The following is a 13,330-nucleotide window of genomic DNA, read 5'->3' on the forward strand; positions in this document are numbered from 1 at the left end:
GCAAGAGTTGCCCGTTCGCGTCAGGAACCCTCGGCGAGGGCCTGAGAGCGGTCGCGGGCCGCTTCCATCGCCGAGAGGAACGCCGCACGCACCTTGTGCACCTCGAGCTCGCGGATCGCGGCGGCGGTGGTGCCGGCCGGCGAGGTCACCTGCTCGCGCAGCACCGTCGGGTGGGTGCCGGTGTCGCGCAGCATCTTCGCCGAGCCGAACAGCGTCTGGATGACCAGCTCCGTCGCCGTGGCGCGCGGCAGGCCCAGGTGCACGCCCGCCTCGACCATCGACTCGACGACGTAGAAGATGTAGGCCGGCCCGGAGCCGGAGATCGCGGTGACCGCGTCCTGCTGCTTCTCGGGGATCCGCAGCACCCGCCCGGTGGCGCCGAGGAGCTGCTCGGCCAGGGCGAGGTGCGCGTCGTCGCAGTGTGAGCCGGGCGAGATCGTGAACATGCCCTCGTCGACCAGGGCCGGAGTGTTCGGCATGACCCGCACGACCGCGATCCCGTCGGGGATGCGCGCCTCGATGAACGCGGTGGTGATGCCGGCCGCCAACGAGACGACCAGCTGGCCGGGGCGCAGGTGGGGGCCGATCTCGTCGAGCACGGTGCCCATGTCCTGGGGCTTCACCACGAGGGCCAGGGTCTCGGCCTGCTCGGCGGACTCGACGTTGGAGACCACGCTGACGGCGTACTTCTCCTCGAGCTCGCGGGCGCGGGGCTCACGCTTCTCACCGACCAGGAGTGTCGCCGGGTCGGCACCGGCCCGGATCAGCCCGGAGAGCAGGGTCTCCCCCATGACTCCGGCACCGATGATGGCGGTCTGTGCCACGCGGATCCACCCACTTCCTGGAGAGATGCTGCCGGTCGGACTACTTCTTGGAGACCAGCGACTTCACGAAGAATGACAGGTTCTGCGGACGCTCCGCGAGGCGTCTCATGAGGTAGCCGTACCACTCCTGGCCGTAGGGCACGTAGACCCGCACGGTCTCCCCGGCACCCGCGAGCCGCTTCTGCTCCTCGGGTCGGATGCCGTAGAGCATCTGGAACTCGTAGGTCCCCTTCTCCCGGCCGACGTCGGCGGCGATGGACGAGGCGATCGCGATCATCCGGGGGTCGTGGGTGGCGACCATCGGGTAGCCACCACCGTTGAGCAGGACCTTGAGACAGCGCACGTAGGACTTGTCGACGTCGAGCTTGTCCTGGAACGCGACCGACTCCGGCTCGTTGTAGGCGCCCTTGCACAACCGAACCCTCGAGCCCTGGTGGGCGAGCGCGCGACAGTCGTCCTCGGTGCGGTGCAGGTAGGCCTGCAGCACGGCGCCGGTCTCGGGGAAGTCCTGGCGCAGCTCGGCGAGGACGGCCAACGTCGCATCCGTGGTGGTGTGGTCCTCCATGTCGATGGTGACCGTGGTGCCGGCGTTGCGTGCCGCCCGGCAGATGGCTCGGGCGTTCTCCAGCGCGATCTTGTGCCCGGAGCCGTTGCCGGAGAGCATCAGGCCGATCGCGGTCAGCTTCACCGAGACCTCGGCATGGCGCGCCAGCCCGTGCTCGGAGAGCTGCTGGAGCAGCTCGATGTACGCCGCCACGGTGGCGTCCGCCTGGGCCGCGTCGAGGGTGTCCTCGCCGAGGAAGTCCAGGGTCGCGGCGAGCCCGTCCTCGACGAGGGCAGCAGCGGCCGCCACGGCCGCCTCCGTGGACTCCCCGGGGACGTAGTTGGAGACGATGCCGGAGGAGACCGGCATCGTGCTGACGAGTTTCTTCACCCGCTCGCTCCTGGCGAGGAGCAGAAGGGGTTGGCGGAGCAACGGCATGCCGAACAGGCTATCGCCGCCCCCGTCAACGTGTGAAAGTCGCACCGGCCGGGGCAACGAAGGGCCGGGGCAACGGGGGCCGGCGCCAGCTCGCCGTCAGGCCCGTCTCCCCCTGTTGCTTGCCACTCCGATCGCTGTCACGGTCGTGGCCGGCGTCGTCGTGCCCTCGGTCACCGCGTACGCCGACGCAGCGTGACCGCACCCAGGGCAAGGGCGGCCACGGCGAAGGCGACGACCACGGCCAGGTCCTGCCACACCTCGGTGGTGGAGCTGCTGGTGGTCAGGTGCGTCATCGCGTCGGTCGCGTAGGACAAGGGCAGGCAGTTGCTGATCACCTCGAGCACGTCGGGCAGCACCGTGCGCTTGACGAAGAGTCCGCACAACAGGATCTGCGGGATCACCAGCGCCGGCATGAACTGCACTGCCTGGAACTCGGTGTTGGCGAAGGCGCTGACGAACAGTCCCAGCGCGGTGCCGAGGACGGCGTCGGCCACGGCGACCACGGTGAGCAGCCACACCGGCCCCCGGATGGTGAGGTCGAGCAGCCCGACACTGAGGGCCACCGCGAGCACCGACTGCACGACGGCGACGAGGGCGAAGGCGAGCGCGTAGCCGACCAGGAAGTCGCCCTTGCCCAACGGCATCGAGAGCAGCCGCTCGAGCGTGCCGCTGCCGCGCTCGCGCAGCGTGGTCACGCTGGTCACCAGGAACATGATGATGAACGGGAAGATCGCCAGCAGCCCGGGCCCGAGCTCGTCGAAGGTGTTGCCGGGCAGGTCGTCGAACATCCACCACAGCAGTGCGATCAACAGGCAGGGCAGGACCAGCAGCATGACGAGGGTGCGCGGATCGCGCCGCAGCTGGGTGAGCACCCGCCGGGTGACGGCCAGGGTGATGCGGGGGTTCATGCGACCGCCTCCTTCTCGACCAGGGCCAGGAACGCGGTCTCGATGTCGTCGGCTCCGGCACCGGCCTTGATCGCCCCAGGGCAGTCGTCGGCGATGATCCGGCCCTCCCGCATCAGCAGCAGCCGGTCGCACCGCTCCGCCTCGTCCATGACGTGGCTGGAGACCAGGACCGTCGTGCCACCGTCGGCGAGCTCGTGGAAGAGCGCCCAGAGGTCGCGACGCAGGACGGGGTCGAGCCCGACGGTCGGCTCGTCGAGGACGAGCACGTCGGGTTGGCGCAGCAGGGCGACCGCGAGGCTGGTGCGCGAACGCTGTCCGCCGCTGAGGTTGCCCACGACCTGGTCACGGTGGTCGTCGAGGTCGACCGCGACGATCGACCGCTCGACGTCGTCAGTGGTCGCGGCGAGGACCTGGGCGAAGAAGCGCAGGTTCTCCGCCACGGTCAGGTCGTCGTACACGCTGGCGGCCTGGGTGACGTAGCCGACCCGGTCGCGCAAGGGCCTGCTGCCGGCCGGTTCACCGAGCACGGCGACGGTGCCGGACTCGACCACCTGCACTCCGACGACTGCTCGCATGAGTGTCGACTTGCCGCACCCAGAGGGACCGAGCAGGCCGGTGACCTGACCGGTGGGGATCGCGAAGCTGATCCCCGGGAGCACGGTGCGCGCGCCACGGACGACGGTCAGGTCGTCCACCTCGATCGCATAATTCATCATGCGTTGAATTATGCGCGCGTCCACAGCGGGACGCAACCCCCTGCGGGCCCGCTCGACCCTGCAGGCCGGGCGCCACCGGGACGCACCACACGCGGCCGACACGGCCGCGGCGCTCTGTCGGAGTCGCTGGCGTCGACCGGGACCCGGCAGGACTACGAGGGCAGCTCGCCGGTGAGGTAGCGCTGCACGGTCGGCGCAAAGATGGCGACCACGTCGTCGGCGGGCATCGACGCCAGCGGCTCGACCCGGAGCAGATAACGGACCAGGATCAGACCGAGCACCTGGCTGGCCACCAGCGGCATCCGACGCCCCGGGTCGTCGATGCCGAGGGCAACTCCGATGGGACCGATGACCACCTTGAGGAACCCCTCGCGCAACAGCACCTGTCCGTCCGGCTCGGCCATGCTGCGGGCCAGGCCGAGCAGGGGCAGCTGCAGCTCAGGGTCGTCCCAGACCGAGAGGAAGACCCGCAGCATGCGCTCGCCGGCACCGTCCGCCCCCTCGGCGACGGCGGGGGCCAGCAGCACGCGCGGGTCGACCGGCAGCTGCAGCGCAGCCAGGAACAGGTCGTCCTTGGTGCCGAAGTAGTGGTGCACCAAGGACGGGTCGACCTCCGCCGCCAGAGCGATCGCCCGCACCGACGCACTGGCGTAGCCACGCTCTGCGAACAGCTTCCTCGCCGCCGCGAGGATGCCCGCGCGCGTGTCCGGCGATCCCGGACGCCGGCCGGAGCGCCGGCCGGGGCCACGCGAGCCGGCGCTCACCGGACGACCTCGGTGACGAAGTGATCGCGGACGAACTGCAACGAGTCCTTCAGGTCGACGGTGCGCTGCGCGACCGTGCCCGACCGGCGGGTGTTGATCTCCACGACGATGTGACCCTCGAACCCGGTGTCGGCCAGGTGGCCGAGCAGCTCCGCGGCCGGCTGGTTGCCGCGACCGGGCACCAGGTGCTCGTCCTTGGCCGAGCCACTTCCGTCGGTCAGGTGCAGGTGCCGCAGGCGCTTGCCCAGCCGCTTCACCATGGCCAGCGGGTCGGAGTGGGCCGTTGCCGCGTGGGAGAGGTCGACGGTGGCGTTCGCATAGCTCTCCTCCGAGGGGTCCCAGCCCGGCGAGTAGACCTCGATCCCCCGCCGTGAGGAGGCCCGCCACGGGTACATGTTCTCCACCGCGAACGCGATGCCGGTGGCGTCCTCCAGACCCTGGATCCCCCAGACGAACTCGCGCGCGTAGTCCTTCTGCCACCGGAACGGCGGGTGCACCACGACCACGTCGGCGCCCACCTCGAGCGCCATCTCCGCGGACCGTTCGAGCTTGCCCCACGGGTCGGATCCCCAGACCCGCTGGGTGACCAGCAGGCACGGCGCGTGCACGGCACACACCGGCATCGCATGGTGCCGCGACAGCTGCTTGAGCGCCGAGACCTGCTGGCTCAACGAGTCCATGCCGACCATCACCTCGACCGCGTCGTAGCCCAACCGCGCCGCGTGGGCGAAGGCGTGCGCGGTCGACTCGGGATAGACCGAGGCAGTGGAGAGGCCGACCAGTGGAGCCACGTCAGTCAGTGCCCACTCGTCCGGGCCACACGGTGTCGAGCACGCTGATCTGGTCGAAGCGCTCCAGGATCACACCCTCGCGCAGCGCCCACGGGCAGATCTCGAGGGCTGACAGGTCGAAGATGTCCATCACGGCTTCGGCGACCAGCGCCCCCGGCACGATCTGGTGGGAACGGCTGGGCGAGACCCCGGGCAGGCCGGCGAGGTCCTCGGGCGTCATCTCCATCAGCTTGGGCAGCCACCCCTGCAGCTCCTCCGCGCCGAGCTGCCGGGCGACCAGCGGCCCCTCGTCGGAGGGCGCGGCGCCACAGATGCGGGCCAGCGACCGGAAGGTCTTGGAGGTCGCGGCTGCACGGTCGGGCGCACCGCCCCGGAGCAGGTTGCCGGCGTCGCGGGCGATCTCAGCACGGATCGTGCGGCGCAGGGCACGCATGCCGTCGCCGTCGGGCACACCCGCCCCGAACCAGTCCTTGGCCAGGCGGGCTGCGCCCAACGGCAACGACCAGGCCACGTCGGGGGACTCGTCCCGGCCGCCGGCGATCTCGAGCGAGCCACCGCCGATGTCGAAGACCGCCAGGCGGCCGGCAGACCACCCGAACCAGCGGCGTACCGCGAGGAAGGTCAACCGTGCCTCGTCCTCCCCGGGCAGGACCTCGAGATCGACCCCGGTCACCTCGCGCACGTGGTCGAGCACCGCGTCGGTGTTGACCGCGTCGCGAACCGCCGACGTCGCGAACCCGAGGGTCTCCTCGCAGCCCTTGTCCTCCGCCACCACCAGCGCCTCGCGGCAGAACGCAGTGAGGGCCTCGATCCCGGCGCGCGTCACGGCGCCGCTCTCGTCCAGGTGCTCGGCCAGCCGCAGCGGCTCCTTGTAGGAGTACGCCGGCAACGGCGCCGCCCCACCGTGCGCGTCGACGACGAGCAGGTGACCGGTGTTGGAACCGATGTCGAGAACTCCCAGCCTCATGGAGACACGGTATCCCCGGGCACGCCGTATGGTTGCCCGGTGCCTGAAGTACCCCTCGACTTTCCCCGCGCCTGGGTCGAGTTCCTCGATCCGGCAGACGACGACCAGGTCTTCCGCTGCGACCTCACCTGGCTGACGTCGAACTACACCTGCATCTTCGGGTCGGGGTGCGCGGGGATCTACCAGGACTCCCCCGACGTCGGCTGCTGCACGCTCGGCGCGCACTTCTCCGACAAGGACGACGAGAACCGGGTGGCCGAGTTCGTCGACCAGCTCGACGAGACCATGTGGCAGTTCCACCCGGGCCGCAAGGTGCGCCGCAAGGACTGGGTCGAGAAGGACGAGGAGGGCGCCCGCAAGACACTGGCGATCGAGGTCGACGGGCAGAGCGCCTGCATCTTCCACAACCGCGCCGACTTCCGCACCGACAACTGGACCGTCGGAGCCGGCTGCGCGTTGCACGGGTTGGCCCTGGCGCAGGGGCGCAACCCGCTGGAGACCAAGCCCGACGTGTGCTGGCAGCTGCCGATCCGTCGCACCTTCCGAGACGTCGAGCGCCCTGACGGCACGACGTACTCCGAGGTCACGGTGACCGAGTACGACCGTCGCGGCTGGGGGCCGGGCGGCCACGACCTCGACTGGTACTGCACGGGGAACCCCGAGGCCCACGTCGCGCTCGACCCGCTCTTCGTCACGAACGAGCCCGAGCTGACCGAGCTGATGGGCAAGCCGGCGTACGACGAGCTGGTCCGACACTGCGAGGCGCACCTGCGCTCGAGGTCGTTGCTCGCGATCCACCCCGCCGACCCGCGCTGAGGCCAGCCGGCCTTCACTGAGGCTGCCGGGGTTCGCTGAGGCTGCCGGGGTTCGCTGCACACAACCCTCTCGACGTCAAGAGATCCCACCCCCGATGTGGGCCACGGAACACCGAGAGACAACAATGCTTGCCATGCGCCTGGACCATCTCTCTTTCGCGGCCGGACCCGACGGACTCGCCGCCACAGCTCAGCGGCTCGGGAAGCTGCTCGGCAAGGAGTTCACCGACGGTGGGATCCACCCACGCTTCGGAACCCGCAACCGCATCCTTCCCCTGGCCGGCCACACGTACCTGGAGGTCGTCGAGGTCCTCGACCACCCGGCCTCCGACAAGGCCCCGTTCGGCCAGGCCGTCCGTGCCCGCTCGGCACTCGGGGGCGGCTGGCTCGGCTGGGTCGTCGCGGTCGACGAGATCAGCTCCGTCGAGCAGCGTCTCGGTCGCGAGGCCGTCGCCGGCAACCGCCACCGCCCTGATGGCACGGAGCTGCAGTGGAAGCAGATCGGCGTCAACGGACTGATCTCCGACCCTCAGCTGCCGTTCTTCATCGAGTGGATCTCCTCCAGCGACGACCACCCGAGCCACGGGGCCTCGGACGACTTCTCCCTTGCCTGCTTGGAGATCGCCGGCGACCCTCACCGGGTCAGCGAGTGGCTCGGTGAGACCGTCGAGTCGCCCCTCGAAGACGTGAAGGTCGAGTGGGTCGCTCCCAACGGCACCCCTGGCGTGGTCGCCGCCCAGTTCCAGACCCCGAACGGCCTCGTCCGGATATAGGGCCGACGGTGGTTGAGGAGCGAGCGCAAGCGAGCGTCTCGAAACCACCAGCCATGGAGCCGACGGTGGTTGAGGAGCGAGCGCAAGCGAGCGTCTCGAAACCACGAGCCCGTGCCGTGGGACCGACCAGATCGAGCAGGCGACGTGACTGAGGGACGAAGTCACGCGAGCGCGTCGAGATCGGGGCCCGCGAGCCGAAAGTTCGCCGTGTCCAGGGGCGCCGTCCCGAGCCCGAACATCTGGCACAACCCGGCGACCTACGAGCTCGAGAACCGGGCGGTCGACCCCGACGGCGTCATCGAGACCACCATGCGCTCGATCGCGGACTGGTCGGGGCGCACCTTCCTCGACCTCGGCTGCGGAACCGGCTTCCACCTCCCCCGCTGGGCCCGGGCCGGTGAGGTGATCGGGGTCGAGCCACACCCCGACCTGGTCGCCATCGCCCGGCGCCGGGTGCGCCGCCTGACCAACGTGCAGGTCCTGCAGGGCGCCGCCCAGCGGATTCCGTTGCCCGACGCGTCCGTCGACGTCGTGCAGGCCCGATGGGCCTACTTCTTCGGGCCCGGGTGCGAGCCGGGGTTGGCGGAGCTCGATCGCGTCGTACGCCGTGGTGGCACCGCCTTCGTCATCGACAACGATCCCACCCGCTCCACGTTCGGCGGCTGGTTCCGTCGTGGCTATCCCGAGGTCGACCCGGTTGCCGTCGAGCGGTTCTGGTCGCATCGAGGCTGGCAGCGCCACCGGCTCACCATGCGCTGGGAGTTCACCGACCGGAGCGACTTCGAGGCCGTCGTCCGCATCGAGTTCGACGCAGAGACCGCCGAGCACGTCCTGTCGACGTACGCCGACCACCGGGTCGACTACGCGGTGAACCTCTGGTCGCGCACGTTCTGAGCGGTCCGGCCGACCAGCATCCGACCACGGCGTCCGGCCCTTGTCCCAGTGACGTAGGCTGACCACCATGAACATCCGTTGGTATGCGTATTTTGCGTCGGCTCTGGAGGGGCCCGCGATCAGCTGAACGCGCACCAACACCTTCAGAGCCACCCGGGCGGAGACCACTCTCTGCCCGTTCGTCGTTTCACGGCGGGTTCTGGACCGGATCCCGCCACCAGCAGACGGGAACCCACGTGAACACCAGCAAGGCCTCAGCCAGCGCTCCCACCAGCGCCCCGACCAGCGACTCCCCCGGCACGTCCGACCTGCGGGTGCGCCGCTTCGAGGCGTTGCCCACACCACGCGCGGTGGCGGACGACGTCCCGCTCACCGATGCCCGGGCGGCGGTCGTGGCACGCGGGCGTGACGAGGTGCGCGCCGTGCTGGACGGGGTGGACGACCGGTTGCTGGTCATCGTCGGACCGTGCTCCATCCACGACACCGACGCCGGCCTCGAGTACGCCGTCCGCCTGGCCGCCGAGGCGGAACGGCACCGGGAGCACCTCCTCGTGGTGATGCGCACCTACTTCGAGAAGCCGCGGACCACGGTCGGTTGGAAGGGCCTGGTCAACGACCCGCACCTGGACGGCAGCCACGACATCGCCACCGGGCTGCTCGCGGCCCGGCGCTTCCTCGCCGACGTCACCGACCTCGGCCTGCCGACCGCGACGGAGTTCCTCGAGCCGATCAGCCCGCAGTACCTCTCCGACCTGGTCGGCTGGGGTGCCATCGGTGCCCGCACCACCGAGAGCCAGATCCATCGCCAGCTGGTCTCCGGGCTCTCGATGCCGGTCGGGTTCAAGAACGGGACGGACGGCGGCCTGCAGGTCGCCCTCGACGCCTGCTCCGCAGCCGCGTCTCCCCAGTCCTTCCTCGGGATCGACGACCAGGGACGCGCCTCGTTGGTCGCCACCGAGGGCAATCCGGACACGCACCTGATCCTGCGGGGCGGCGCGGACGGACCCAACTGCTCCCCCGACCAGGTCGCCGGAGCCCGTGCCCGACTGTCGGACGCCGGCCTCAACCCGCGACTCGTCGTCGACGCCAGCCACGGCAACAGCGGCAAGTCCCACGTCCGCCAGGCAGAGGTCGCCGCCGAGCTGGCCGCGCAGGTGGCCACCCGGGCCTCGGGCATCGCCGGAGTGATGCTCGAGTCGTTCCTGGTCCCCGGAGCCCAGAAGCTCGATGTCTCGGCCGGCCCGTCCGGCCTGGTCCGCGGGCAGAGCGTCACCGATGCCTGCATGGGCTGGGACGCCACGGTCGAGACGCTCGACCGCCTCGCTGCCTCCGTTGTCGGCGGCCTCGCCTAGGTTGTCGGGCATGAGCACCAAGAAGGCCACGCGTTCCTCCTACCGCTGCAGCGAGTGCGGTTGGGAGACGGCCAAGTGGGTCGGCCGCTGCGGCGAGTGCCAGTCGTGGGGGTCGGTCAACGAGGTCGGCGCCGTGCAGGCCCGCGCGGTCAAGGCCGGCCCGGTCACCACGGCGGCAGTCCCGATCGGCCAGGTCTCCGTCGAGGAGTCGACCACCCGCAGCAGCGGGGTCGACGAGCTCGACCGGGTGCTGGGCGGCGGGCTGGTGCCCGGCGCCGCGATCCTGCTCGCCGGCGAGCCCGGCGTCGGCAAGTCCACACTGCTGCTCGAGGTGGCGGCTCGCACGGCACAGCACAAGCGGCGCACGCTCTACATCACCGGCGAGGAGTCGGCCTCCCAGGTGAGGCTGCGGGCCAACCGCACCGACGCGGTCCACGACGAGCTCTACCTCGCCGCCGAGACCGATCTCGGTGCCCTGCTCACCCACATCGAGCAGGTCCGGCCACAGCTGCTGGTGATCGACTCGATCCAGACCATCGCCGCCTCCGACGTCGACGGCGTCCCCGGTGGGGTCAGCCAGGTCAAGGAGGTCGCGGCCGCGCTGATCCGGGTGGCCAAGACCCGCAACATCACCACGGTCCTGGTCGGCCACGTGACCAAGGACGGCACCATCGCCGGCCCGCGGGTGCTGGAGCACGTCGTCGACGTCGTCCTCCACTTCGAGGGTGACCGCAACTCGCGCTTCCGCATGCTCCGGGCCATGAAGAACCGCTTCGGGCCGGTTGACGAGGTCGGCTGCTTCGATCTGTCCGCCGAAGGCATCACCGCAGTCACCGATCCCACCGGCCTGTTCGTCGAGAACCACCTCCAGCAGGTTCCGGGAACCTGCGTCGCGGTGAGCATGGAGGGCCGGCGTCCCCTGCTGGCCGAGGTGCAGTCGCTGGTCACCGTGTCACCGGCCGAGAAGCCACGGCGCACCACCTCGGGGCTCGACTCCTCGCGCGTGGCCATGGTCCTGGCCGTCCTGCAGAAGCACGGCAGTCTCCGCCTGCACAACCAGGACGTCTTCGCCTCGACCGTCGGCGGCGCCAAGCTCACCGAGCCGGCCACCGACCTGGCCATTGCGATCAGCCTGGCCTCCGCGACCTACAACCGGCCGGCCCCCAAGGGCATCGTGGCGATGGGTGAGATCGGGTTGGCCGGCGAGCTGCGCCGGGTCCGCGACCTTCCCCAGCGACTCGCCGAGGCGGCCCGCCTCGGCTTCACCTACGCGCTGGTGCCCACCGATCGCTCGGGCAGCTCTGCCCATGCCGGGCCCGAAGGACGCACCGTCGACGGCATGAAGGTGATCGACGTTCCCGACATCGGCTCCGTGCTCCACCTGCTGGGCTTCCGGGGCCCGGCGGACACCTCACGATGACCGTGCCCACGCCGCCCATCCCCTAGACTGACGCCAATTCCGAGGCCGAACGAGAATGGGGGACGCGTGGCGATCATCGAACGCTCCGAGGACACGCTCCGACTCCGGGCGACGCTTGCCTCGATCGCCCCGGGCACAGCCCTGCGCGACGGCCTCGAGCGCATCCTCCGCGGGCGCACCGGCGCCCTGATCGTGCTCGGCTACGACAAGACGGTCGAGTCGATCGCCACCGGCGGCTTCACCCTCGACGTTCCCTTCACCGCCACCGGCCTGCGAGAGCTGGCCAAGATGGACGGCGCGATCATCGTCGACTCCGAGCTGACCCGGATCCACCGCGCTGCCGTGCACCTCATGCCCGACCACACGATCCACAGCGAGGAGACCGGCACCCGGCACCGCACCGCCGACCGCGCCGCCCGCCAGACCGGCTTCCCGGTCATCTCCGTCTCGCAGTCGATGCAGATCATCGCGGCCTACGTCGGCGAGACCCGCCACGTCCTCGAGGACGTCGCCCAGATCCTCTCGCGCGCCAACCAGGCCCTGGCCACCCTCGAGCGCTACAAGCTGCGGCTCGACGAGGTCTCGAGCACGCTGTCCGCGCTGGAGATCGAAGACCTGGTCACGGTGCGTGACGTGGCCGTCGTGGCCCAGCGCCTGGAGATGGTCACCCGCATCGCTCGGGAGATCGAGGACTACGTCCTCGAGCTCGGCACCGACGGCCGCCTGTTGTCGCTGCAGCTGGAGGAGCTCATCACGGGTGTCGACATCGAGCGCGAGCTGGTGATCCGCGACTACCTGCCCGCTGGTCGTCGGGCCAAGTCACCCGAGGACGTGTTGTCCCGGTTGGAGAGCCTCTCTCCCACCGAGCTGGTCGACCCGGCCGCCGTGGCCAAGGCCCTGGGCCTGGGCGCCAGCGAACACCTCGACGGCGCGGTGGCGCCTCGCGGGTTCCGCCTGCTGGCCAAGGTCCCGCGGCTGCCTTCGTCGGTGGTCGAGCGACTCGTCGGTCACTTCGGCACGCTCCAGAAGCTGCTCTCCGCCGGCATCGATGACCTGCAGAGCGTCGACGGCGTCGGCGAGCTGCGTGCCCGCAGCGTGCGCGAGGGACTCTCCCGCCTGGCCGAGTCCAGCATCCTCGAGCGCTACGTGTAGTCCTCCGCGACGCACGGCGGTTCCGGTCGGCGGGTCTGTCCGCCAGCCTGTCAGCCAGTCTGGACGCTCAAACGTCCCGGGCGCTCAGCCGTTCGGCTCGACGGACCCCGACGGCGTGGTCGACGCAGAAGGCTGGTCCGCCTTCTCCTCGTCCGTCTTCTCCTGGTCTGCCGTCTTCTCGTCCTGCTCCCGGGACTTCTTCCTGGCCTTCTCGGGCTTCGGCCTCACGGTCTTGTAGACCTTCTCCGGCTCCGGGCCGGTCAGCTCGAACTTGTCGGAGGTGGGCTCGCCGCCGAAGGCGGCTGCCTCGACGTGGTACCAGCCGATCTTCGCCCAGGCTGCCGTGCGACCGCAGTCGTCCTCGGAGCGGCGACCGTTCCACTCCAGGATCACCTTCGCGGCCTGGGCCGAGCGGACCACGATGTCCTCCTCGGGCAGCTTCGAGCACTGCTGGCTGCTCCAGATGAGGTCCGAGCCCGAGGTGATGCGGATGACCATCGACTTCGAGGACACCGTGAAGGTGCAGGCTTCCTCGACCCCGGTGATCTCGAAGGGGATCTCGATGGTGTCGTTGGCGGCCACCCGGTCGACCTCAGGCGCAACCGTGAGGTCCGCCGGGGCACAGGGGCCGCTGGGCTGGGCTAGCGGGGCCTTGGTCTTCTTCTTCCTGGGCGCCTTCGCGGAGCTGCTCGAGCGGGTGTCGGGCACGGTCGCCCCGTCAGTCTGCTGGCCGGCCGCCTGCTCCGCGGTCGGCCTCGAGCCCTCGGGGTCACCGTCGCTGCCTGAACCCAGGAGCCGGGCCAGCCCGAAGATCAGCAGGAACGCTGCTCCGAAGACCACGGCGCGACGGACCCAGTAGACACGCGCGGGAAGCGGCCCCCGCGGACGGGCTGCAGAGCTCATGGCCCCAAGATATCCAGCGCGCGCCATCGATCCGGGGAGCAACACACGGCTTCGGGGCGGCACGTAGCA

General features: G+C 70.3%; 14 protein-coding genes. 6 read left to right on the forward strand and 8 right to left on the reverse strand.

Annotated features, from left to right (window positions below; genetic code table 11):
- Positions 1-20: 20 nt before the first annotated feature.
- The 7 genes from proC to ncot_RS17415 form a co-directional block, all read right to left on the reverse strand.
- Complete coding sequence (gene proC / locus ncot_RS17385; protein WP_168618731.1) at positions 21-824, reverse strand: pyrroline-5-carboxylate reductase; 804 nt, start codon at positions 822-824, stop codon at positions 21-23.
- A 40-nt stretch (positions 825-864) separates the two neighbouring features.
- Positions 865-1,800, reverse strand: a complete 936-nt coding sequence (locus ncot_RS17390) for a proline dehydrogenase family protein (RefSeq protein ID WP_168619437.1) — start codon at positions 1,798-1,800, stop codon at positions 865-867.
- Between the two features lie 176 nt (positions 1,801-1,976).
- On the reverse strand, positions 1,977-2,714 hold the full coding sequence (locus ncot_RS17395) for an ABC transporter permease (protein WP_168618732.1): 738 nt from the start codon (positions 2,712-2,714) through the stop codon (positions 1,977-1,979).
- Positions 2,711-3,430 carry an ABC transporter ATP-binding protein gene (locus ncot_RS17400; protein WP_168618733.1) on the reverse strand — a complete coding sequence of 240 codons (720 nt, stop codon included), beginning with the start codon at positions 3,428-3,430 and terminating at the stop codon, positions 2,711-2,713. Before ncot_RS17400 ends, ncot_RS17395 begins: the two co-directional genes overlap by 4 nt.
- 152 nt (positions 3,431-3,582) lie before the next feature.
- The gene (locus tag ncot_RS17405; protein WP_168618734.1) at positions 3,583-4,194 is read right to left on the reverse strand and encodes a TetR family transcriptional regulator; all 612 of its coding nucleotides are present in this window, start codon (positions 4,192-4,194) and stop codon (positions 3,583-3,585) included.
- The gene (locus ncot_RS17410; protein WP_168618735.1) at positions 4,191-4,985 is read right to left on the reverse strand and encodes a sugar phosphate isomerase/epimerase; all 795 of its coding nucleotides are present in this window, start codon (positions 4,983-4,985) and stop codon (positions 4,191-4,193) included. The genes ncot_RS17405 and ncot_RS17410 overlap by 4 nt, the downstream gene beginning before the upstream one ends.
- 1 nt (position 4,986) lies before the next feature.
- On the reverse strand, positions 4,987-5,952 hold the full coding sequence (locus ncot_RS17415) for a Ppx/GppA phosphatase family protein (protein WP_168618736.1): 966 nt from the start codon (positions 5,950-5,952) through the stop codon (positions 4,987-4,989).
- A 39-nt stretch (positions 5,953-5,991) separates the two neighbouring features.
- On the opposite strand from ncot_RS17415, the gene ncot_RS17420 reads away from it, so the two are divergent.
- From ncot_RS17420 to disA, 6 genes are all read left to right on the forward strand, one after another.
- Complete coding sequence (locus ncot_RS17420) at positions 5,992-6,768, forward strand: hypothetical protein (RefSeq protein WP_168618737.1); 777 nt, start codon at positions 5,992-5,994, stop codon at positions 6,766-6,768.
- Between the two features lie 133 nt (positions 6,769-6,901).
- Positions 6,902-7,540: a VOC family protein gene (locus tag ncot_RS17425; RefSeq protein WP_168618738.1), complete on the forward strand. Its 639-nt coding sequence runs from the start codon at positions 6,902-6,904 to the stop codon at positions 7,538-7,540.
- A 207-nt stretch (positions 7,541-7,747) separates the two neighbouring features.
- Complete coding sequence (locus ncot_RS17430; protein WP_168618739.1) at positions 7,748-8,434, forward strand: class I SAM-dependent methyltransferase; 687 nt, start codon at positions 7,748-7,750, stop codon at positions 8,432-8,434.
- 236 nt (positions 8,435-8,670) lie between these two features.
- Positions 8,671-9,786: a 3-deoxy-7-phosphoheptulonate synthase gene (locus ncot_RS17435; RefSeq protein ID WP_240937956.1), complete on the forward strand. Its 1,116-nt coding sequence runs from the start codon at positions 8,671-8,673 to the stop codon at positions 9,784-9,786.
- A 10-nt stretch (positions 9,787-9,796) separates the two neighbouring features.
- The gene (radA, locus tag ncot_RS17440) at positions 9,797-11,206 is read left to right on the forward strand and encodes a DNA repair protein RadA (protein WP_168618741.1); all 1,410 of its coding nucleotides are present in this window, start codon (positions 9,797-9,799) and stop codon (positions 11,204-11,206) included.
- 66 nt (positions 11,207-11,272) lie between these two features.
- The gene (gene disA, locus ncot_RS17445; protein ID WP_206065031.1) at positions 11,273-12,358 is read left to right on the forward strand and encodes a DNA integrity scanning diadenylate cyclase DisA; all 1,086 of its coding nucleotides are present in this window, start codon (positions 11,273-11,275) and stop codon (positions 12,356-12,358) included.
- Positions 12,359-12,442: 84 nt separating this feature from the next.
- On the opposite strand, the gene ncot_RS17450 is transcribed toward disA, so the two are convergent.
- A complete protein-coding gene (locus ncot_RS17450) occupies positions 12,443-13,261 on the reverse strand; it encodes a hypothetical protein (protein ID WP_168618742.1) in 819 nt (272 codons plus the stop codon).
- Between the last annotated feature and the right edge of the window lie 69 nt (positions 13,262-13,330).

Origin of the sequence: Nocardioides sp. JQ2195 (assembly GCF_012272695.1) — a bacterium.
In the GTDB taxonomy this organism is placed as follows: domain Bacteria; phylum Actinomycetota; class Actinomycetes; order Propionibacteriales; family Nocardioidaceae; genus Nocardioides.

Coding starts and splice junctions, on each gene's coding strand:
- ncot_RS17395 (WP_168618732.1), bottom strand. CDS start 2,714: ATGAACCCCCGCATCACCCTGGCCGTCACCCGGCGGGTGCTCACCCAG.
- ncot_RS17450 (WP_168618742.1), bottom strand. CDS start 13,261: ATGAGCTCTGCAGCCCGTCCGCGGGGGCCGCTTCCCGCGCGTGTCTAC.
- ncot_RS17425 (WP_168618738.1), top strand. CDS start 6,902: ATGCGCCTGGACCATCTCTCTTTCGCGGCCGGACCCGACGGACTCGCC.
- ncot_RS17415 (WP_168618736.1), bottom strand. CDS start 5,952: ATGAGGCTGGGAGTTCTCGACATCGGTTCCAACACCGGTCACCTGCTC.
- ncot_RS17400 (WP_168618733.1), bottom strand. CDS start 3,430: ATGATGAATTATGCGATCGAGGTGGACGACCTGACCGTCGTCCGTGGC.
- radA (WP_168618741.1), top strand. CDS start 9,797: ATGAGCACCAAGAAGGCCACGCGTTCCTCCTACCGCTGCAGCGAGTGC.